Source organism: Mycobacterium sp. 1165196.3, from assembly GCF_001673415.1.
GTDB classification, from domain to species: Bacteria; Actinomycetota; Actinomycetes; order Mycobacteriales; family Mycobacteriaceae; genus Mycobacterium; species Mycobacterium europaeum_A.
The window spans coordinates 1-22238 of record NZ_LZLU01000003.1 but is presented as its reverse complement, the minus strand read 5'-3'; the positions used below and the strand labels follow the sequence as shown (position 1 = coordinate 22238).

14 protein-coding genes, 1 pseudogene and 1 riboswitch are annotated in these 22238 nt (G+C 68.4%); of the genes and pseudogenes, 8 read left to right on the top strand and 7 right to left on the bottom strand.

What is annotated here, in order from left to right:
• Window positions 1–155 precede the first annotated feature (155 nt).
• The 5 genes from A5659_RS00245 to A5659_RS00225 all read left to right on the top strand — a co-directional run bounded on the left by A5659_RS00245 (window position 156) and on the right by A5659_RS00225 (window position 3514).
• A complete protein-coding gene (locus A5659_RS00245) occupies window positions 156–701 on the top strand; it encodes a MaoC family dehydratase N-terminal domain-containing protein (protein ID WP_067178741.1) in 546 nt (181 codons plus the stop codon).
• The gene (locus tag A5659_RS00240; protein ID WP_067178739.1) at window positions 701–1099 is read left to right on the top strand and encodes a Zn-ribbon domain-containing OB-fold protein; all 399 of its coding nucleotides are present in this window, start codon (window positions 701–703) and stop codon (window positions 1097–1099) included. The genes A5659_RS00245 and A5659_RS00240 overlap by 1 nt, the downstream gene beginning before the upstream one ends.
• Window positions 1100–1181: 82 nt before the next feature.
• On the top strand, window positions 1182–1643 hold the full coding sequence (locus A5659_RS00235) for a MaoC family dehydratase (protein ID WP_067178737.1): 462 nt from the start codon (window positions 1182–1184) through the stop codon (window positions 1641–1643).
• Window positions 1640–2821, top strand: a complete 1182-nt coding sequence (locus A5659_RS00230) for a lipid-transfer protein (RefSeq protein ID WP_067178735.1) — start codon at window positions 1640–1642, stop codon at window positions 2819–2821. Before A5659_RS00235 ends, A5659_RS00230 begins: the two co-directional genes overlap by 4 nt.
• Before the next feature lie 93 nt (window positions 2822–2914).
• A complete protein-coding gene (locus A5659_RS00225) occupies window positions 2915–3514 on the top strand; it encodes a TetR/AcrR family transcriptional regulator (protein WP_067178733.1) in 600 nt (199 codons plus the stop codon).
• Between the two features lie 127 nt (window positions 3515–3641).
• Here the strand turns inward: A5659_RS00225 and A5659_RS00220 are convergent, their stop codons facing one another.
• Window positions 3642–4607: a proline dehydrogenase family protein gene (locus A5659_RS00220; protein ID WP_067178731.1), complete on the bottom strand. Its 966-nt coding sequence runs from the start codon at window positions 4605–4607 to the stop codon at window positions 3642–3644.
• The gene (pruA, locus tag A5659_RS00215) at window positions 4607–6238 is read right to left on the bottom strand and encodes an L-glutamate gamma-semialdehyde dehydrogenase (protein ID WP_067178754.1); all 1632 of its coding nucleotides are present in this window, start codon (window positions 6236–6238) and stop codon (window positions 4607–4609) included. The genes A5659_RS00220 and pruA overlap by 1 nt, the downstream gene beginning before the upstream one ends.
• Window positions 6239–6321: 83 nt before the next feature.
• On the opposite strand from pruA, the gene A5659_RS00210 reads away from it, so the two are divergent.
• From A5659_RS00210 to fadD21, 3 genes are all read left to right on the top strand, one after another.
• Complete coding sequence (locus A5659_RS00210) at window positions 6322–7917, top strand: CdaR family transcriptional regulator (protein ID WP_067178729.1); 1596 nt, start codon at window positions 6322–6324, stop codon at window positions 7915–7917.
• Between the two features lie 36 nt (window positions 7918–7953).
• Window positions 7954–8143, top strand: a riboswitch (cobalamin riboswitch).
• Window positions 8144–8327: 184 nt separating this feature from the next.
• On the top strand, window positions 8328–9959 hold the full coding sequence (locus A5659_RS00205; protein WP_067178727.1) for a PPE family protein: 1632 nt from the start codon (window positions 8328–8330) through the stop codon (window positions 9957–9959).
• 105 nt (window positions 9960–10064) lie between these two features.
• Complete coding sequence (fadD21, locus tag A5659_RS00200) at window positions 10065–11813, top strand: fatty-acid--AMP ligase FAAL21/FadD21 (protein ID WP_067178725.1); 1749 nt, start codon at window positions 10065–10067, stop codon at window positions 11811–11813.
• A 2-nt stretch (window positions 11814–11815) separates the two neighbouring features.
• Here the strand turns inward: fadD21 and A5659_RS00195 are convergent, their stop codons facing one another.
• The 5 genes and pseudogenes from A5659_RS00195 to A5659_RS00175 all read right to left on the bottom strand — a co-directional run.
• Window positions 11816–12145 carry a hypothetical protein gene (locus A5659_RS00195; protein WP_066876939.1) on the bottom strand — a complete coding sequence of 110 codons (330 nt, stop codon included), beginning with the start codon at window positions 12143–12145 and terminating at the stop codon, window positions 11816–11818.
• Complete coding sequence (sat, locus tag A5659_RS00190) at window positions 12142–13401, bottom strand: sulfate adenylyltransferase (protein ID WP_067137524.1); 1260 nt, start codon at window positions 13399–13401, stop codon at window positions 12142–12144. Before sat ends, A5659_RS00195 begins: the two co-directional genes overlap by 4 nt.
• An 80-nt stretch (window positions 13402–13481) precedes the next feature.
• Entirely contained in the window at window positions 13482–14147 is a 666-nt protein-coding gene (gene cysC / locus A5659_RS00185; RefSeq protein ID WP_067022134.1) for an adenylyl-sulfate kinase, read from the bottom strand.
• 312 nt (window positions 14148–14459) lie between these two features.
• Window positions 14460–20807 (bottom strand): type I polyketide synthase, encoded by a 6348-nt coding sequence (gene pks2, locus A5659_RS00180; protein ID WP_067178723.1) that lies wholly within the window; start codon window positions 20805–20807, stop codon window positions 14460–14462.
• A 286-nt stretch (window positions 20808–21093) separates the two neighbouring features.
• Window positions 21094–22238, bottom strand: a pseudogene (locus tag A5659_RS00175) (DNA-binding protein); the annotation flags it as partial.

The window sequence follows — 22238 nt, the reverse complement described above, 5'->3', positions numbered from 1 at the left end:
CGCCCCAGCGGGCGCCGTCAATCACCGAATTCCCGAGCTCTTTACGCACTTTGATGTTGTATTGACACCACGCGACGGCGCAGAGTACACACAACTCGCGAGACAGATCGTTGCAATCTGTCGGATCCAGGTGTCCTGGGAGAGGGGCTTGCTACGTGACCGACTCAGAAACCGTTAGCGCCAAGGTGCGGGCCCTCGTCGGGCAGCCGACCGGTGGCACCGGAAAACCCTCGCTGGCACCGGACCCGGTGAACCAGCCGATGATCCGGCACTGGGCGTACGCGATGGCCGACATGAACCCGGTATACCTCGACCCGGAGTTCGCGGCCTCATCACGGTTCGGTGGCATCGTTTCGCCGCCGGTGATGCTTCAAACCTGGACGATGCCCTCGCCGATCCTGGAGGGAATCGGTGAACGGGGTGGGGCCCCGATCGAGATCAAAAGCAACCCAACGGAATTCCTCGACGAGGCCGGTTACACCAGCACGGTGGCGACCAATTCGGAGTTCGAGATCGAGCGCTACCCGCGGCTCGGCGATGAGATCAGCGCGACGACGGTCTACGAATCGGTCTCCGACGAGAAGAAGACGGCGCTGGGCACGGGTTTCTTTCTGACCTGGCTGACCACCTACACCGACCAGCACGGAGAAGTGTTGGGGCGGCAGCGGTTTCGGGTGCTGCGATTCAGGCCGGCGAACTGATGGTGGCCCGTCTGGCGCCGGTGATCACCCCGGACACCGAATTCTTCTGGAACGGCTTGCGAGATAACCGACTGCTGATTCAGCGCTGCGGCGGATGTGGGCGGCTGCGTCATCCGCCCCGCCCGATGTGTCCACACTGCCGTTCGCTTGAGTGGGACGCGATCGAGTCGGCGGGGCGCGGCAGCGTCTACAGCTACGTGATGCCGCACGAACCCAAGTTTCCGTTCTTCGACTATCCCTACGTTGTTGCGTTGGTGGAACTCGAGGAAGGGGTACGGCTGGTCTCCAACCTGACCGGCATCGATCCGTCCGAGGTGACACCCGGATTGCCCGTCGAAATCTACTACCAAACATTCGATGACGACCTGGTGCTGCATCAATTCCGGCCGCGAGGCTAAGCGCGGTCATGGATTTCGACCTCTTCGGTCCGGCTTCGACGCAGCTGGCCCACCTCGGCGCAACCTATTCGGAGGGACCCGCATGACGACCACCGCCAACCGCACTCTGCAATGGCGAGACATTTCGATCGGTGACGAGGTCACGCCGCTCGAAATCCCGATCACCACAACGATGGTCGTCGCCGGCGCGATCGCCACCCGGGACTTCATGCCGGTGCATCACGACCGCGACTACGCGAAGAAACAGGGCTCACCCAATCTGTTCATGAACATCCTGACCACCAACGGCTACTGCGTGCGCTTCCTCACCGACTGGGCCGGGCCCGAAGCGATGGTGAAGAACCTGTCGATCCGCCTTGGAGTGCCGTGCTTTCCGGACGATCCGCTGCGGTTCACCGGCAGCGTCACCGGCAAGACTCAAGGCCCTCAAGGGACGCCGCCGGCCGAGAACTTCGTCGAGGTGACGTTCAAGGGTTCCAACAGCCTGGGCGATCACGTGTCCGGCACGGCGGTGCTCAGCCTGCTCGACGGGGTGGCCGCATGAGCCGGACGGGTCCGGGCAGCCTTCCCGGAAGCTGCGCCATCGTCGGGATCGGACAGACGGAGTTCTCCAAGGAATCCGGGCGCAGCGAGCTGCAATTGGCGTGCGAGGCGGTCAGCGCCGCCCTCGACGACGCGGGACTGGCTCCGGACGACGTCGACGGCATGGTCACGTTCACCATGGACTCCAGCGATGAGATCGACGTCGCCCGCAACGTGGGCATCGGCGACCTGAGCTTCTTTTCGCGCGTGCACCACGGCGGCGGCGCGGCCGCCGGCACCGTCGTGCACGCGGCGATGGCGGTCGCCACCGGGGTCGCCGACGTGGTGGTGTGCTGGCGCGCCTTCAACGAGCGCTCCGGCTTCCGGTTTGGCGGCAGCGGACGCAGCATGGCCGAAACCCCATTGTTCATGGCGCATTACGCGCCGTTCGGGCTGCTCACCCCCGCGGCCTGGGTAGCGATGCATGCCCAGCGCTACATGTCGACCTACGGCGTCACCAACTCCGACTTCGGCAGGATCGCGGTCGTCGACCGCAAGCACGCGGCGACCAACCCCGACGCCTGGTTCTATCAGCGGCCGATCACCCTGGAAGACCACCAGAATTCGCGCTGGATCGTCGAACCCGTACTGCGCCTGCTGGATTGCTGCCAGGAGAGTGACGGCGGCGTCGCGCTGGTGATCACCAGCGCCGAACGCGCCCGCGACCTGCGCCAGCCGCCGGCCATCATCACCGCGGCCGCCCAGGGCGCGGCCCGCGACGGCGAGATGATGACCAGCTATTACCGCGACGAGATCACCGGCCTGCCGGAGATGGGTGTGGTGGCCCGCCAGCTCTGGCGCGACTCCGGTCTCAAGCCCCAAGACATCCAGACCGCCTTCATCTACGACCATTTCACGCCGTTCGTGTTCGCCCAGCTCGAGGAGCTCGGGTTCTGCGGGCGCGGGGAGGCCAAGGATTTCGCGACGGTCGAGCGGCTGTCGCTGGGCGGAGAATTCCCGATCAACACCAACGGCGGCCTGCTCGGCGAGGCGTACATCCACGGCATGAACGGCATCACCGAGGGGGTGCGTCAGGTGCGCGGCACGTCGTACAACCAGGTCGACAACGTCGAACACGTGCTGGTCACGTCCGGAACCGGGGTGCCGACCAGCGGCCTGATCCTCGCACCGGCCGGCTGAGGGGATCGCCATGCCCAGGCTCGCGCTCCTGACCGACCATGCCGCGTTCGGTCCGGGCTACGCCGGGCCGGTTCCCCGAAGTGCTGCTTCGCGATGACCCAGGCGCCTCACACCGCTGACACCCGCGAGCTCATCGTGGAGTCGGCGTTCGCGTGCTTCGGCAAGCAGGGATTGCAGAAGGCGACCATCGTCGACATCGCCAAGCACGCCGGCGTATCCCGCAGCACGATCTACGAATACTTCTCCGACAAGGCCTCGATCGTCGAGGCGTGCGCCGAGCACGCGTCGCAGCGGTTCTACCGCGAGATGACCAAGGCGATGGACCGCGGCGGCACGCTGGAGGACAAGCTGTGTTCGGCAGCGGTTTTCGTCACCCAGGCGCGGCGGGTCATCGCTTCGGAAAAGTACTTCGACGAGGACGCCATCAGCCTGTTGCTGACCAAGGACGCCGCGGTGCTGCTGCGCGAATGCGTCGAGTTCTTCGCCCCCTACCTGTCGGCCGCCCGGCTCACCGGCGAGGTGCGCAAGGACCTCGACATCGAGGCCGCCGGTGAATGGTTCGCGCGCATCCTATTCTCGTTGTTCAGCACGCCGTCCTCGACGCTGGACATGGATGATCCCGACGTGGCGGCGGAATTCGTTCGCGCCCATGTGGTACGCGGGTTCGCCAGCGATCGTCCGCGCCGGCGTTGAGTGTGCGTCCACGGCGTTGAGTGTGAATCCAGGGTCTTGGGGGTGAATCCCTGGCGGTGATCATCGGCGTGTCGCCGCCCGGTGTGCACACTCAAAGCCAACGATTCACCCGCGGTGGCCGCCGCACCTAGTGACCGCGCCGCGCGAGCGCTCGCAGGAAGAACGCCAAATTCGCGGGCCGCTCGGCCAGCCGGCGCATGAAGTAGCCGTACCACTGGGCGCCGAAGGGGACGTAGACCCGCAGCTGATCTCCGGCCGCAACCAGACGCCGTTGCTCGTCGTCGCGAATGCCATAGAGCATCTGGTATTCGAATTCACTGCTGCAACGGCCTGTTTCACGCGCGATGGCGGGCACCGCGCCGATGATCTGCGGGTCGTGTGTAGCCACCATCGGGTAGCCGACGCCGCCCATCAATACCGACAGGCACGCCAGATAGGAGTCGGTGACCTCGGCGGGTTTCCGGTAGGCCACCGCGGCGGGTTCGTCGTAGGCGCCCTTGCACAGCCTGACCCGGGCGCCGGAGGCCGCGAATTGGCGGCAGTCGTCCAGGGTGCGCCGCAGGTACGCCTGCAAAACCACGCCCAGCCAGGGGAATTCGGCCCGCAGGTCGCGCACCACGGACAGCGTCGACTCGGTGGTGGTGTGGTTCTCGGCGTCCACCGTCACCCACACGCCGGCCCGCCGGGCGGCGTCGCAGATCGACCACGCGTTCTCCCGGGCGATCTTTTCGCCGTCGCGCTCGAGCGACTGCCCGAGCGCGGACAGCTTGACCGAGACTTCCAGCGGCCGCACCGCATTGCCGGCCGTGTCGAGCCCGCCCAACCTGTCGATCAGATCCAGGTAGGTCCGCACGGCGGCATCGGCGCCGTCCGCGTCGGCGACGTCCTCACCCAGATAGTCGACGCTGACGAAGCGACCCGAATCGCGCAGCGCGGCAACGCTGTTCAGCGCGGAATCGATCGTCTCCGCCGGGACGAAGCGCCGCACCACGCGACGGGTGACCGGGAAGCGCTCGGCGGCGCGGCGCAACCCGTCGCGGCGGCCCACGGCCATGATCGTCGGGCGCAGCGTGGCGGCGAACAGCCCGGCCATCAGTCGGCGCCCATGTGCGGATACGTGTGGTCGGTCGCCGGGATGAACGTCTCCTTGATGGTGCGCGCCGAGGTCCAGCGCAACATGTTCAGCATCGATCCCGCCTTGTCGTTGGTGCCCGAACCGCGGGATCCCCCGAACGGTTGGCGCCCGACGACCGCGCCGGTCGGCTTGTCGTTGACGTAGAAATTCCCGGCAGCGAACCGCAATCGGTGCTGGGCGGTCAGCACCGCCGCGCGGTCGTCGGCGATGACCGCGCCGGTCAGCGCGTACCGCGACCCGGTGTCGACGACGTCGAGGATCCGCTCGTAGTCGGCGTCGGGGTACACGTGCACCGACAGCAGCGGGCCGAAGTACTCCGTCGCGAACGACTCGTCGGTCGGGTCGTCGGACAGCAGCACCGTGGGGCGCACGAAATAGCCCTCGCGGTCGTCGTATTCGCCGCCGACGGCGATGGTGACGTGCGGCGCGCCCTTGGCCCGCTCGATGGCGTCGACGTTCTTGATGAAGGCGCGCCGGTCGATCAGCGCTCCCCCGTAGTTGGTCAGGTCGGTGACGTCGCCGTAGCGCAGCGCGGCGGTCTTGCCCAGGAAGTCGTCACCCATGCGGCGCCACACCGACTGCGCGATGAAGGCCCGCGACGCCGCCGAGCATTTCTGACCCTGGTAGTCGAACGCGCCGCGAATCAACGCCGCGCACAACACATCCGGGCGCGCCGAGGCGTGGGCGACGACGAAGTCCTTGCCACCGGTCTCGCCGACCAGCCGCGGATAGCTCTGGTAGCGACCGATATTGGCGCCCACCCGCTGCCACAACTGCTGGAAGGTGGCCGTTGACCCGGTGAAATGGATGCCGGCCAGCCGCGGATCGGCCAGCGCCACATCGGAGACGGCCAACCCGTCGCCGGTCACCAGATTGATCACCCCGGGCGGTAACCCCGCCGCCTCGAGCAGTTGCATGGTGAGGTAGGCGGACAACGTCTGGGTGATCGAGGGCTTCCACACCACGGTGTTGCCCATCAGCGCCGGCGCGGTCGGCAAATTGCCCGCGATCGAGGTGAAGTTGAACGGCGTGATCGCATACACGAAGCCGTCCAGCGGGCGGTAATCGCTGCGATTCCACTCGCCCGGTCCGCTGATCGGCTGCTGGGCCAAGATCTGTTGGGCGAACGCCACATTGAAGCGCCAGAAATCGACCTGCTCGCACGGCGAATCGATCTCGGCCTGATAGACCGACTTGGATTGGCCGAGCATCGTGGCGGCGGCGATCTTCTCCCGCCAGGGACCGGCCAGCAGGTCGGCGGCGCGCAGGAACACCGCCGCGCGCTCATCGAACGGCATTGCCGCCCAAGCGCTTTTCGCGGCCATCGCGGCCTCGATCGCCGCCGTCGCGTCGGCGTGCGCCGCGTTGGTCAGGGTGCCCAGCCGCGCGGCGTGCCGGTGCGGCTGAACCACATCGATGCGCTCACCGTCGCCCATCCGGTGGGCGGCGCCGATGACATGCGGCAGCTCGATCGGGTTGTCGGCCAGCAGCGCCAGTTCGGCGGCAAGGCGGTCGCGTTCCGGGGCGTGCGGCGCATAGTCGTGGACCGGCTCGTTGGCCGGCATCGGGACCTGGGTTATCGCGTCCATGCTGCCAGGGTCCTCGCGCACACACCGCAAGGATTTAGCCGATCAGACAATACAGGGCGCCATCGATAGTACAATCGGACAACATGGCCGGTGTGGGTCTGGGACAGCTGCTCCTCGCGCTGGATGCGACCCTGGTGAGCCTGGTCGACGCGCCCCGGGGCCTGGACCTGCCGGTGGCATCGGCGGCGCTGATCGACAGCGACGACGTGCGGCTGGGCCTGGCGGACGCGGCGGGTTCGGCCGACGTCTTCTTCCTGTTGGGTGTCGCCGACGACGAGGCGCTGCGCTGGATGGACAAGCAGGCGCGCGACCGCGTGCCGGCAGCCATCTTCGCCAAAGGACCGCCGGATGCTTTGGTGGCCAAGGCCGTTGCGGCCGGCTCTGCGGTGGTGGCGGTCGATCCGCGGGCCCGCTGGGAGCGGCTCTATCAGCTGGTCAACCATGTGCTCGGGCATCACGGGGACCGCGCCGACGCCATGGACGACTCGGGCACCGATCTGTTCGGGTTGGCGCAGTCGCTCGCCGACCGCATCCACGGCATGGTGAGCATCGAAAACGCTCAGTCACACGTCTTGGCGTATTCGGCGTCCAACGACGAGGCCGACGAGCTGCGCCGCCTGTCCATCCTGGGCAGGGCCGGTCCGCCCGAGCATCTCGAGTGGATCGGCCAATGGGGCATCTTCGATGCGTTGCGGTCCGGCGGTGAGGTGGTCCGCGTCGCCGAGCGGCCCGAGTTGGGGCTGCGTCCCCGGCTGGCCGTCGGGATCCACCAGCCCGCGCCCGATGCGCGGCGACCGCAGGTGTTCGCCGGAACCATCTGGGTGCAGCAGGGCTCGCAACCGCTGGCCGACGACGCCGAGGAGATGTTGCGCGGCGCCGCCGTGCTGGCCGCCCGCATCATGTCGCGGCTGGCGGCCCGGCCCTCCACCCACGCGCGGCGGGTGCAGCAACTGCTTGGCCTGGCCGACGCGGAAACCCTTGGCCACGTTGACGTGGCCGCGATCGCCCGCGAACTGGGCCTCGCCGCCGACGGCGACGCGGCCCTGATCGGCTGGGACGCGGCGGACGGCTCGCCCCGTCAGGCGCGGATCGCCGACGTCATTGCGCTGAGCGCCAGCGCTTTTCGGCGCGACGCTCAGGTCGCCTCGAACGGCGCGCGCACATATGTGCTCCTGCCCCAGACGCAGAACCGCTCGGTCGCCTCGTGGGTCCGCGGCACCATCGCCGCCATGCGCACCGAACTCGGGGTGCAACTGCGGGCGGCCATCGCCGCACCGGTCGCCGGCCTTGCCGGGGTGGGCGCGGCCCGCATCGAGGTGGACCGCGTGCTGGACAGCGCTGAGCGGCATCCGATTTCGTTCGGTCAGGTGACGTCGCTGGCCGAGGCCCGCACCACCGTCTTGCTCGACGAGATCGTCACGCTGATCGGCGGCGACGAGCGCCTGATCGATCCGCGGATCGTGGCGTTGCGCGACGACGAGCCGGTGCTGGCCGAGACGTTGCGGACCTACCTGGATGCTTTCGGTGACATCGCCGCGGCCGCGCAGGCGTTGCGGGTGCATCCCAACACGGTTCGCTACCGGGTGCGCCGGATCGAAAAATCGTTGTCGACGTCGCTGGCCGATCCCGAGGTGCGGCTGCTGTTTTCGCTGGGGCTGCGCGTCCTGAACGCGCGTTGAGCGGTCATCGCCGGGGAGCTCTCGCGCGATTAGCTCGCTTTTGGACGACGCGGATGCAACAATGCCACCCGCAAGGTGATGACGATGTAGGAAGCCGGTGCGAATCCGGCGCGGTCCCGCCACTGTCATCGGGGAGCGACCCTCAACGGCCACGGCTGAGAAGTCGGAAGGCGAGGCGAGCAGCGATCCGAGAGCCAGGACACTTGCGTCATTGCGTCCTGCGACCCGGGGCGGTGCACCCCGAGAGAGCTGCCAATCTCCATGTCTGTTCCGGCATGGGTGGCCGTTGCTGCTGCCACCACTTCGACGCCTAGCCGCGCCCGTTCTGTTGCCCCGGGAGCCGAGCCCCCCTGCTCGATCCACTTCGTCGCCCCGCCAAGAGGTTTCGGCACGGCCGAGGGAGGCGGCCGATGACCGCCCCGATCTGGATGGCCTCCCCTCCCGAAGTGCATTCGGCGCTGCTGTGCAGCGGCCCGGGACCCGGCCCGTTGCTGGCCGCCGCGGCGGCCTGGACGTCGCTGAGCCAGGCATATGCGGAGTCGGCGGACGAGCTGGCCGCGGTGCTGGGCGCCGCGCAAGCCGGCAGCTGGGACGGCCCGAGCGCCGTGGCATACGTGACCGCGCACGCGCCGTATCTGGGGTGGTTGGTGCAGTCCAGCGCGGACAGTGCGGCCGTGGCCGCCCAACTCGACATTGCGGCCGCCGCCTACACCGCGGCGCTGGCAGCCATGCCGACGCCGCCCGAGTTGGCCGCCAACCACGCCACCCACGCGGTGTTGACGGCGACCAATTTCTTTGGCATCAATACCATCCCGATAGCGGTGAACGAATCCGACTACGCGCGGATGTGGGTCCAGGCCGCCACCGTGATGAGCACCTACCAGGCTGTTGTGACGGCCGCGGTGGCCGCCGCGCCGCAAGCCGAACCGGCACCACAGGTCATGCAGGCCACCGCGCTGGCGGCCACCGCGGAACAGTCGTCGTATCCCCCGGACACGCAGAACCAGTGGCTGGACTGGTTGCAGCAGAGCGGGTTTGTCGACTTCTACAACACCTACATCCAGCCGTTGATCGACCAGCTGATGAACAACCCGTTCCTGCAGTCCCTGTTTTCCGGGTTCGACCCGTGGCTGCCGTCGCTCGGCAATCCGCTGAGCTTCCTGAACCCGTTCAACATCGCGTTCGCGCTCGGCTACCCGATGGATTTCGGTTCGTACTTCGGCTATCTGGCGCAGATGTTCAGCTTCGTCGCGGCCGACCTTGCGGCGGCGTTCGCCTCGGGTAACCCCGCCACGATCGCGTGGACCCTGCTGTTCACCACCATCGAGGTGATCGGCACAGTCATCACGGACACCATCGCGTTGATCAAGACGCTGCTCGAGCAGATGATCGTGCTGATCCCGCTCATCGTGCCGCTGCTGACCGTCGCGGTGGTTCCGGTGGTCGTCCCCACCTTGGTGGGGGGCTTGGCGGGCCTGACGGGTCTGGCCGGGCTGCACGCCATCCCGGTCGTGCCGCTCGTCCCGGCTCCGGCGCTCGTCCCGGTGGCGCTGGCACCCACCCCGCCTCTTCTCCGGCCGCGTCGGCCGCCGCCGCCCGGCGCGCCCGGGCGCTGGTGCTCGCGGCCCTGCGGGCGTCCGCGGTCAGGCCACCGACCAGGTAGCCGAGGCTTTGCATCGCCGCCACCGGCGGGCCCGCCGGTGTGGGCGGCGGTGCACCGGGCGCGCCGGGCGGCGGCGGCCGACGCGGCCGGAGAAGAGGCGGTGGCGCTGCCACAGGACGAGGCGACGAAGACGCGCCGGCACCGGGTCAAGGTCACCGAACTCGGCCGCGGGTACGAATACCTGGATCTCGAGCCCGAGCCGTCGACGGCCTCCGACCGGCCCGCGCCGGCGATGGGGTTCGCCGGAACCATCACCACCAGGGCCGCCACCGGACCGGCCGGAGTGAGCGCAGTCCCCGTCGACGAGCTCGACGACAGGCCGCGCATGCCGTTGCTGCCGGGTACCTGGGGCCCCGATCCCACAGCATCGAAACCCTAAGGAACACCGGCCTTTTGGCTCGCACCGAGCGCTGCGGCCCGGACCGACAGCACCGCCCCGTGCGATCGGCCGGCGCGAAAAGCCCGAGGCGGTAACCTAGCCCGCATGCAAAGTTCGTCCGTTGTCGGCCTGATACGGGAGCGCGCCGGCCTGCAACCCGACGACTTGGCGTTCCGGTACACCGATTACGAGCAGGACTGGGCGGGCGTCACCGAGACCCTGACGTGGGCACAGCTGTATCGGCGGACCCTGGCCGTGGCGCACGAGGTGAGGCGGCACGCCGGCACCGGGGACCGCGCCGTCATCCTGGCCCCCCAGGGCCTGTCCTACATCGTCGCGTTCCTGGGCGCGATACAGGCCGGGCTCATCGCGGTCCCGCTCTCGGTGCCGCAGCCGGGCTCACACGACGAGCGCGTCGCCACCGTCCTGGCCGACACCACGCCCACCGTCGTCCTCACCACGGCCGCGGCCGCCGCGGCCGTCGACGAGTGTTTGCACCGCACGGACTCGGCCACCGCCGACCCCGCCCCGACGGTCATCGCCGTCGATGCGCTGGGTTCGGACTTGTCGCCGTCGACGGGCATCCGGATCAGCGGCGACCCGCACATCGCATACCTGCAATACACGTCGGGCTCCACGCGCGTTCCGGCCGGGGTGATGGTGTCGCACCGCAATCTTGCGGCGAATTTCGCGCAACTGATGGCCGCGTACTTCCCCGACTTCAACGGCGTGGCCCCGCGCGACACCGTGTGCGTGTCCTGGCTGCCGTTCTACCACGACATGGGCTTGATGCAGGGCGTCATCGCACCCATCCTGGGCGGCTACCTGGGCGACGTGACGAGCCCGGTCGCGTTCCTGCAACGCCCGGCGCGCTGGATTCACGCGATGTCCCAACCCAATCCGGTCTTTTCGGCCGCCCCGAACTTCGCCTTCGAGCTCGCGGTCCGCAAGACCACCGAGGCGGACCTGGCCGGAGTCGACCTGGGCAACGTCATCAGCATCGTCAGCGGCGCCGAGCGGATCCATCCCGCCACGCTCGACCGGTTCTGCAAATGGTTCGCCCCGTACAACTTTCGCGAAGAAATGATGCAGCCGTCCTACGGCCTGGCCGAAGCGACCGTCTATGTGGCCAGCCGGGCCAGGGCCGGCGGCCCGCGCGTCGTCCACTTCGAACCGGAGCGGCTGTCGGAGGGCAGCGCGCAGCCGTGCTCGGCGGAAACCGGGACACCGCTGCTCAGCTACGGCACGCCGGCGTCGCCGTCGGTGCGGATCGTCGATCCCGACACCCGCACCGGATGCGCGGCCGGAACGGTCGGCGAAATCTGGGTCAACGGCGGCAATGTCGCCGACGGCTACTGGCGCAAGCCGCAGGAAACCCGGCGCACCTTCGCCGGCGTCCTGGCCGACCCGCCGCCCGGCATCCCCGAGGGCCCGTGGCTGCGCACCGGCGACCTCGGCTTCGTCTGCGACGACGAACTGTTCATCGTGGGCCGGATGAAAGACCTGCTGATCGTCTACGGCCGCAACCACTACCCCGAGGACATCGAGTCGACGGTGCAACGGATCACCGGCGGCCGGGTCGCGGCGATCGCGGTCCCGGTCGACGAGACCGAAAAGCTGGTCACCATCATCGAATTCAGCAAGCGCGGCGAATCCGACGAGGACGCGCGCCACCGGCTCGACGTCGTCAAGAACGACGTCACCGCGGCGATCTCGAAGTCACATGGGCTCAACGTCGCCGATCTGGTGCTGGTGGAACCGGGATCGATTCCCACCACCACGAGCGGCAAGATCCGGCGCGCGGCATGTGTCGAGCAGTACCGTCGCCAACGGTTCGCCCGGTTGGACGCCTAGCCCTACTGGCTGTTGGCCGTCTGGGCTTCCTCGAGGAAGTGACCCACCACATCGGGGCCGTTGGAGTGCAACTTGATGGACAGCTCGAGCAGCCTGTCCTTGACCTGCTTCGGCAGCAGCTCGATCGAGCGAGTGGTGGCCGAGTCGTACTTCGCCCCCGGGAAACGCTGCAGGAGAACATCTTTCTGCTCTTCGGTGGTGTAGATTTCGAGCAGCTTCATGCCGGCGAACGCCTCGATGGCCCGGTCCGCCATTCCGGCATTCGCCAGCGCCTCCAACCGTTCCTCGTTGATCCAGACGTTGACCTTGATCTTCTTCTCGGCGGTGCTCATGAGTTCTCCAATTGGTTCAGCGTGAAGACCGGCAGTCTGTCCTTGAGGTACTCCTCGGTCACGAACGGCGAACCCTGGCCATACTTGGCGGCGCTGTCCATCACGATTTCGAACACCTCGTGCCGCATCACCTTCTGGGTCGGCTTGACCTCGTCGGTCAGGATGCTTCGAATGAGGCTGCCGCTGAAGCTCTGTGACTGATCATCATGACCGCACAGGGCCGAGTTGGTGACCTCCTGGCACACCGGGCAGTACCAGTTCTCCCGCAGGAACACCGGTTTGATCCCCAGCTCGCTGCGATATTGCTTGAGGATGTTCTGGGAATCGTAGGGGTGGTAGAAATCGCCCACGCCCGCATGATCGCGCCCGAACATGTGATGCGTGCAGCCCAGGTTCGTCCGCAGGATCGCGTGAAAGATGGCCTCCCGCGGCCCCGCGTAGCGCATGTCCCACAGCGTGAACGACACCAGGTGGACCTCCTCGCGGAAATATCCGCTGGTCCGCAACTCGTTCTGCGCCAACAGGATCGCCTCGTCGATGTAATCCCCGACCCGCTTCTGGCCGATGATGGCGTTGACCAGCACGCCCGTGTTCAGACTGTCGACGGGCTGGTCCTCATTGGCCGCCAGCCACGCCTGCTTCATCAACGCCTCGTGGCCGGTGTGCGGAACGTTTCGGGTCTGATGGGCGACGGCGCGCTTCCAGTCCTTTTTCGCCAGCGCGTCCTTGTGCTGCCGCGGCGTGAGCCAGAAGCTCTTGAAGGGCTCGTTGAACACCGGCTCGTTGATGAGCGTGATGTCGCCGCCGATGAAACGATCCGCATAGGCCAATGTCTTCTTCACGCCCGGATGCCGGGAATCGGTAGTGCCATAAGTCTTTTCGGCCATCCGCTGCAAGTCGTACTGGTAGATCTCGGAGACCTCGAACAGCGCCATCGGGGCGTCGAGATATTCGAGGACGACGCTTTCGCCCTCCTTCACCCCGAACTTCTCGACGTCTTCTGCCGACAGATCGAACACGATCGGGATGCTCCACAGCGTGCCGTCGGGCAGCTGGAAGTCGTCCAGCGTGCCGTCCACTTCGCGCCGGCCCATGAACCCCGTGAGCGGGGTGAAGAAGCCGTAGGACAGGCTGATCACCTCGTGCGCGGTGGCCTTCGAGATCGGGATGCGCGGCAACCCGTCGATCCGGCTCGCCGCATTCTCGGTGGACACTCGTTCCACGATCGGCTTGCCGTTATGACCTTGGTAGCTCATATAAGTGACCTCGTTTCGCGTAATCAGCGGTCGTCCGTGCGGTGGACGGCTCCCGACGCCGTCGTCGCCGAACCCGTCCGCTAAGCGTTGCGGACCGCTCCCGAGATGACGCCTACCCGCTCGAGATGGGCGATCACTTCGTCGGCCAGCGTGTCCGCGTCCTTGTTGCCGCCTTCGAGGCGCAGCTCGGGTTGCGCCGGGGCCTCGTAGGGGTCGTCGATCCCGGTGAACCCCTTGATCTCGCCGGCCCGGGCTTTCTTGTAGAGGCCTTTGGGATCGCGCTGCTCGCAAATCTCGATCGGGGTGTCGATGAAGATCTCCTGGAAATCGCCGTCGTTCAGGGTGGCCCGGATGGCGTCGCGATCGCGCACGTAGGGGCTGATGAAGGCCGTCAACGCGATCACGCCGGACTCGCAGAACAGCTTCGCAACCGCGCCGATGCGGCGGATGTTCTCCTCGCGGTCCTGGGCGGAAAAACCGAGGCCGAACCGCTTCGCGAACTCCGTGCCGTGCCGCTCTTCGAGCAGTTCCGGTCCGGCGTTGAGCCCGTAGCGGACGTTGTCGCCGTCCAGCAGGAAGCTGCGGATGCCCCGCTCGTAGAGCTTCTGCTCGACGACGTTGGCCACGGTGCTCTTGCCGCTGCCGCTGAGCCCGGTGAACCAGATGACGCAGCCTTTGTGCCCATTGAGGCTCTCGCGCTCGGCGCGGCTTATCTGATGCTCGTGCCACGTGATGTTGTTGGCCATTCCCAGCTCCTGTTCACAACGTTTCGCCCCGCGCATGGACGCGTGCGCACGGATTCTCGCCCGCCGCATCGATCCTGGCCACACACCGTCACCATATTGTTTATCAATCAATCCGGATCAGAACCAGTCCACAAGTAAAGATGGTCAACTTAGGAGAGTTTGTCGCTGTGCTGCGGCGATCCGGCAAGCACCACCGCATCGCGCCCGTTCGACCGGCCCGGCCGACGATCGCGGCGGCCCGATGGGGCGCGGCGGAAGGGTAAAGACCGGCGGAATTTTATTTACCCGCCTCGCCCGCGACGCGTGGGCGGCTCAGGGCGCTGAGGGCGCGGCTTCCAGATCGGCCAGCTCGTCGCACAAGTGCTCGGCCAGATCGCGGACGGTGGTGATCTTCGTCGGGCTGATGCGCACACCCGTTTCGGTTTCGATGCGGGTCCGCAGCTCCAAGTTGCCCAGCGAGTCCAGACCGTAGTCGGATAGCGGCCGGTCCGGATCGATGGTGCGCCGCAGCAGCAGGCTGATCTGGCCGGACACCAACCGCCGAATGGCCGACGGCCACTCCTCGCGCGGCAGCGCCCGCAACTCCGCGAGAAACTTGCCGGCGTCCGGTTTGCCGTGGGCCGACGAGCCGAACGCCTCGGCGAAGCGGCTGCGTTGGGCGAAGGAGGCCAGCCAGGGCGTCCCCATGATCGGCGCGTAGCCCGAGTACGGGCGGTCGTGACGCAGCAGCGTTTCGAAGGCGCGGAACCCCTCGGCCGGTGCGATCGCGATGCCGGCGTCCCGGGCCAGCGCCGTCGCGCGGCCCACCTCCGACCACGCCCCCCACGCGATCGAGGTGGCCGGCAGACCGCGGGCCCGGCGCCAGTAGGCGAATGCGTCCAGCCAGCTGTTGGCCGCGGCGTAGGCGCCCTGCCCCGGCGAGCCCACCAGCGCGGCGGCCGACGAAAACGCGCAGAACCAGTCCAGTGCCCGCCCGGTGTCTTCCTCCCGCAGGGCTTGATGGAGGTTCCACGCGCCGTAAGCCTTTGGCGCCCAACACCGATCGATGAGCTCGTCGGTGACATTCGCCAAAGTGGCGTCCTCGACCACCGCCGCCGCGTGCAGCACCCCCCGAACCGGCAGTCCGGTGGCCGTGGCACACGCCACCAGCCGCTCGGCCGTCTCCGGCTCGGCGACGTCACCGCACTCCACCGCGATGTCGGCCCCCGCGGCGCGCAGACGCTCGATCGCTTCGCGCGCCCGCTCGTCGGGTTGCGAACGCGAGTTCAGCACGATTCGCCCGCAACCCGCGGCGCGCGCGGCCATCTGGCCGGCCAGGAACAAGCCCAGCCCGCCGATGCCGCCGGTGATGATGTAGGCGCCGTCGGACCGGAACGGCCGCACCGTGTCCGGCGGCACGACGGCCACACTGCTTCCCGCCCGCGACACGTCCAGCACCACCTTGCCGGTGTGCCCGGCGGCGGCGACCAGGCGCACCGCGGCGGCGGCGTCGCGAATCGGATAATGCGTGGTGCTCGGCATCGGCAGTTCGCCGGCGGCGGTGCGCTGGTACACGGTGCTCAACAAACGCCGAACCGTCTGCGGGTGACTGAAAGTCAGCAGCGCGAGGTCGACCGCGAACAACGACAGATTGCGACGAAACGGGAACAGCCCCAAGTGGGTATCGCCGTAGATGTCACGCTTGCCGAGCTCGATGAAGCGCCCACCCACGGCCAGCAGTTCGATTCCCGCGCGTTGCGCGGCGCCGGGCAGCGAGTTGAGCACCACGTCGACGCCGTATCCCTGCGTGTCCGTGCGGATCTGGTCGGCGAATTCCGTGCTGCGTGAGTCGTAGACGTATTCGATACCCATGTCCCGCAACAGTTTCCGACGCTGCGGGCTGCCCGCGGTCGCGAAGATCTGACAGCCCACGGCCCGGGCGATCGCGATGGCCGCCTGGCCGACGCCGCCGGTGCCGGAGTGGATGAGCACCTTGTCGGTCGGCGAGATGCGGGCCAAGTCGTGCAGGCCGTACCATGCGGTCGCGGCCGCGGTGGGCACCGCGGCGGCGTCTTCGAGCGGCACCTCGGGCGGCAGTGTGACCGCGTGCCGGGCGTCGGCGATGACGAAGGTGCCCCAGCACCCGTTGCGCGACATGCCGCCGACACGGTCGCCGACCTGATGCTCGGTGACGTCCGGTCCGACGGCGGTCACCACGCCGGCGAAGTCACCGCCCAACCGCTGCTGGTAGCCCTCGAGCGTGGGATAGCGCCCAAAGGCGACAAGGACATCCGCGAAGTTGACGGTCGACGAGGTCACCGCCACCTCGATCTCCCCCGGCCCGGGCGGCACCCGGTCGAACGCGGTGAACTCCAGCGATTCGAGGTCACCGGGAGTGCGGATCTGCAGGCGCATGCCGTCCCGCTCGTGATCGACGACGGTGGTGCGCCGCTCGGCCGGGCGAAGTGGGCCGGGCCGCAGCCGCGCGGCGTACCACTGGCCGCCACGCCAGGCGGTCTCGTCTTCCGCCGAGCCGCTGTTCAGCTGCAGCGCAACCCGTTCGGGGTCGGTCGCGTCGTCCACATCGATCTGGGTGGCGCTCAGATGCGGGTGCTCGGAGTCGATCACCCGCATCAGCCCGCGCAGCCCGGCCTGCTCCAGGTTCGCCACATCACCGGCGGTCACGGTGGCCGCGTTTCGGGTCACCAGATACAGCCGCGGCGACTCCCCGGGCAGCTCCGAGAGCTCACGGGCGACGGCCGCGAGGTGCGACACGTAGTCCCGGCCGCGCCGCCCCGCCTGCGGATCGCCCGCGGCGCCATCCGATGCCACCACGACGACGCCGGTGAGCCCCTTCAGCGGCCCGTGGCCGTTGGAGGCGGGCTGCCCACCGCCGCACAACAGCGCCCGCAGCCGTGTGGTGTCCGCGGACCCGACGGGATCACACACCGAGACGCATTGCCCGCCATCGGTATTCAAGACTTCTGCCAGCCGCGTCGCGAACGGGTCGGGCCCGTCTGACGCGCCGAGCAGCACCCAGCGGCCCGGTTCGGTCTGCGTCGCGTCGGGCAGTTCCTTGGGTTCCCAGTCGATGGTCAACAGCCGCTCGTTGAGCAGTCGCCGGGCGTGTTCGTGTTCGGAGGCGCCGCCGACCAGCCGCAGCCCCTCGACGCTCAACAGCACCGTTCCGGACTGGTCCAACACGTCGAGGTCGGCCTCGCACTCGCCCGGGCGCGAGGACGTGACCCGGGCCAGGCAGTACTGCGCGTTGCGCGTCGAGTGATAGTTGCACAGTCTGCGCACCCCGACCGGCAACAGCAGACCGCCGGCGCCGGCCTGTTGCACCTCGGGCGATACGACGACCGCCTGGAAGCACGCGTCGAGCAACGCCGGGTGTGCGGCGTAGGCCGGTTGCTGCGAGCGGATCGCGCCCGGCAGCGCGACTTCGGCCAGCATCGTGGTGATGCCCCCGTCGGCGACCAGCACCGCGGCCAGCCCCGAAAACGCCGGCCCGTATTGAATTCCCACGGCGTCGAACGCCTTTCGCAGTTCCGCGCCGTCCAGGCGGGATGGGTGGGCGGCGATCAGCGTTGCCAGGTCGTGCGCGGGCGGCTGCGCAGGCCCGAGTGAATCCGCGTCGTCGCCGGGTAGGGCGCGCAGCACCGCGCTGGCCCGGCGGGTGCGTTCACCGTCCTCGTGGGTGTCCACGGTGAAGTCGAGAACACCTGGGGCGGCCAGTGTGGCGGCCGAGGAGGCCGGCGTCTGGCCGGCCAGCAGCAGTGTCTGTTCGAACTTGACGTCGCGGACCTCGGCGCGTTCGCCGAGCGCCGCGCGAGCGGCCGCGAGCGCCATCTCGCAATAGCCCGCGCCGGGAAACGCTGCGACACCATGGATTTGGTGATCGCTCAGCCACGGGTGGGCGTCGGTGCCCACCTCCCCCTGCCAGACGTGACGCTCGGGTTCCTCCCGTAGGTGCACGTGCGCACCGAGCAGGGGGTGTACGGCCTGGACCGGGGCGCCGCGTGCGTGCTCATTGGCCTCGCGGCTCAGCATCAACCGGCGATGCGTCCACGTCGGCAGGGGGGCATCCACCAAGCGGCCCGTCGGGTATCGGACGGAGAAGTCGACCACCGCGCCCGCGCTGTGCACGTCGGCGACGAAGCCGCGCAAGCCGACTGGCAGTTGCTGGTCGCGGCGCATGGCCGCCAGGGCGGCGATGGGCATGTCCAGGCTGCCGGCGTTCTGCTCGACGGCGTGCGTCAGCAGTGGGTGCGGCGCCAGCTCACCGAAGACGCGGAAGCCGTCCTTGAGGGCGGCCTGCACAGCGGCCGCGAATCGCACGGTGTAGCGCAGGTTTTCGGCCCAGTAGTCAGCTGTGAACGAGGGCCGCTCGCGCGGGTCCCACAGCGTCGCCGAATAGTAGGGCACCTCGGGCGTCATCGGTTGCAGGCCGGCGAGGGCCGCGACCAGCTCGTCGAGGATCGGGTCCACCTGCGGCGAATGCGAGGCGACGTCCACCGCCACCTCGCGCGCCAGCACGTCCTGCTCTTGCCAGGCCGCGACCAGATCGCGGATGGTCGGGGCGTCGCCGCCGACTACGGTCGACGTAGGCGACGCGACCACGGACAGCACGACGTCGGAGATGCCGCGAATCGACAGTTCCGACAACACTTGTTGGCCCGGCAGCTCCACCGATGCCATCGCGCCGCTGCCCGCGATCCGCGCCATCAGCTTCGAGCGACGGCAGATCACGCGCACACCGTCGGCCACCGACAACCCGCCGGCGACGACGGCGGCCGCGGATTCGCCGAGCGAATGCCCGATGACGGCGCCGGGACGCACGCCGTAGGACTTCATCGTCTCGGCGAGCCCGACCTGCATCGCGAAGAGCGTTGGCTGCACCCGCTCGATGTCGGTCAGCATCTCCGGTGCCGACATGGCCGCGGTGACCGAAAAGCCCGACTCCGCAGCGATCAACGGTTCGATGGCGGCGATCGTCGCGGCGAAGACCGGCTCGTTGGCCAGCAGTTCGGCGCCCATCTTCGGCCACTGCGAACCCTGGCCGGAGAAGACCCACACCGGTCCGCGGTCGCCTTGCCCCACCGCGGGCGGGTACGGGATGCCGCTCTCGGCGACCGCGCGCAGCTGGGCGCCCAACTCGTCGACGGTGCCGGCCGAGAGCACGGTACGCACCGGGCGGTGCGCGCGCCGCCGCGACAGCGTGTAACCCAGATCCCTGAGAAACGAGCCACATTCGCCGTCGGCAGCGCCGTGCTCGTCGAGCCAGGCCGCCAGGCGGGCTGCCGTCACGCGCAGTTGCTCGGCGGAGGTGGCCGACAGGGGAAACAGCAGCGGCCCTCGCGGTTCCTCCGCCGCCTGGGCCGGCGCCTGTTCCGGTGCCTGTTCCACTATGGCGTGCACGTTGGTGCCCGACATCCCGTAGGACGACACCGCGGCACGGCGCGGGTGACCCTTGCCGGGCCATGGCGTATTGCTCTGCGGCACAAACAGATTGGTCTCGATCCGGGCCATCTCGTCGGGCAGCCGGGTGAAGTGCAGATTCCGCGGTACCACGGCGTGCTGCAGCGCGAGGATCGCCTTGATCAAGCCCAGTGGCCCCGAGGCCGACTGCAGGTGGCCGAAGTTCGTCTTCACCGATCCCAGGGCGCAGGCACCGCCGACGCCGTACACGGCGGCCAGGCTGGTGTATTCGATCGGGTCGCCGACGGGAGTGCCGGTGCCGTGCGCCTCGACGAGGCCGACCGTGGCCGCGTCGACGCCTGCGAGCTGCAGGGCTTTGCGGTAGACGGCGACCTGAGCCGTTGGCGAGGGCGCCGCAATGTTCACGGTGCGACCGTCCTGATTGGCCGCGGTGCCGCGCAGCACGGCCAGGATGCGATCGCCGTCGCGCTGGGCGTCGTCGAGCCGCTTGAGCAACAGCATGACGCAGCCCTCGCCCGACACGAAGCCGTCGGCGTGCACATCGAAGGCGTGGCAGCGGCCGGTCGGGGACAGCATGCCCTGCAGCGAACCGGTGACGGACTTGCGCGGTTCCAGCGTCACCACCACGCCCCCGGCCAGGGTGAGGTCGGATTCGCCGCTGCCCAGGCTGCCGCACGCCTGGTGCACGGCCATCAGCCCCGACGAGCACGCCGTGTCCACGGTGACCGCCGGGCCGTGCAGCCCGAGGGCGTACGCGACTCGCCCCGACGCGAAGCTGTTGGACGTGCCGGTGAATCCGTACGGCCCTTCGGCCGCGCCGCAGTCGGCGGACAGCAGCTCGTAGTCACCGTGGGTCAGGCCGACGAACACCCCGGTCTGCGATTGGGAAAGCGACGCGGGGTCCAGGCCGGCATGCTCGACGGCATCCCACGACGTCTCGAGCAGCAGGCGGTGCTGCGGGTCGATAGCGATGGCCTCACGCTCGGTCATCCCGAAGAAGTCGCAGTCGAAGCCGCCGACGTCGTCCAGGAACGCCCCCCACCGGGTCACCGATCGGCCGGGCACGCCGGGTTCGGGATCGTAGAACAGGTCGGCGTCCCACCGGTCGGCGGGAATCTCACCGACGAAGTCGTCACCGCGCAGCAACGCCTGCCAGAGGCGGTGCGGGGAGTCGATCCCGCCGGGAAGCCGGCAGGCCATCCCGATGACGGCGACCGGTGTGGCGTTCACGGCACGCAAAGTGCGAGTCCCCTATCCTTGCCCGATCTCTGAGGCGCCTATTATGCAGATGTCAGTTTAGCTTCGGACCAGGTCAGCTTAGCGGGAGTAAACAATTTCGGGTCGGCCTTGCGAAAACGGACCGCGACGGCCGAGGGGCCGCGAAAGCCGCGCAGCGACTGCGTAATTGCGCCCATCCCGGCCCACCGGGCGCCGCGACATCCGGCCGCCACCCGTCGTCGAGAGCCGGCGGGCGGGATCATCGAAACCGACTCACGCACAAGGCAATTCACGATTTCGCGGGTCGTTACGTGGCGCTGGTCTCTTCGGACTCTTCGGACTCGGTGTCGTTCGCGGGGTTCTCGATGACCTGATAGGCCGGATCGACCATCGAGATGGCCCGGGTGCCGGTCTGGCGGGCCTTCCCGGTGATCCGCAGCACCTGACCGGGCTGGATGTCGGCGCCGCCGTGGCCCGGGCGGAAGGTGACGGTCATTTCGCCGGTGCTGTCCCCGATGACGATCTGTCGGTGGGTGCGGCCTCGGGTGGTGACGTCTTCGACCTCGCTGACCCGGCCTTCGACGCTGGCGCGTTGCCCCGAGATCAGGCCGGCCACCATGACCACCGATCGCGGTCGCTGCGGGTGTTCGTAGGCGTCGACCTTGCGGTCTTCGTCCTGGGACACCCACGCCTCGAGCTTGTCGATCCCCTGTCCGATCCGCTGCTCCAAGGTGTCGGGGTAGGCCTCCCTGATCCGCGATTCGACGTCGTAGGGCACGATCGTCGCCGCGGCGTCGGGAATCAGGCTGACCGCTCGCGCGATCTTGTCGGCGGTGCGGTCGTGCAGCACGCGGCCCAGCAGCCGGGCGAAGGTTCGCCGCGGCAGCAGCACCGTCACATTGGTGCGCGCGTTCTCGTCACGCGCCTTGGCGACCAGCAGCTGCGCGGCCCGGCTGATCCGACGGTCCGGGCAGTCCACGATGCGCAGCGGGGTGTCGAGTTCGAAATGGTCCCAACGCTTTCGCAGCAGCGCCGCGTGGGCCGGGTCGACCATGAAATGCACCGCGATCAGTTCGTCGGCCCGCAACCCCCTGCCGTAGCGCAGCGCCTCGATCACCGCCAGATCGACCGAGTCGACGAACACGAACACCCGGTGCCGCGCGTACTTCACCAGCTCCGGGCGATCGGTGCGGAACATCTCGAGAATGGCGGCCTCGGCCCGGTATTCGCGGTTGAGCCGGGTCAGCATGAACACCAGCAGCGGGAACACGATGACCACCAGCCAGGCGCCCTCGGTGAATTTCGCCACCGCGAAGATGCCCACCACGATCGTCGACAGCACCGCCGCGGACAGGTTGATCGCCAGCCGGCGGCGCCAGCCCGGTTCCCGATGCGTCAGATGGTGTTTGGTCATGCCGTAGCCGGCCATCGAGAAGCCGGTGAACACCCCGA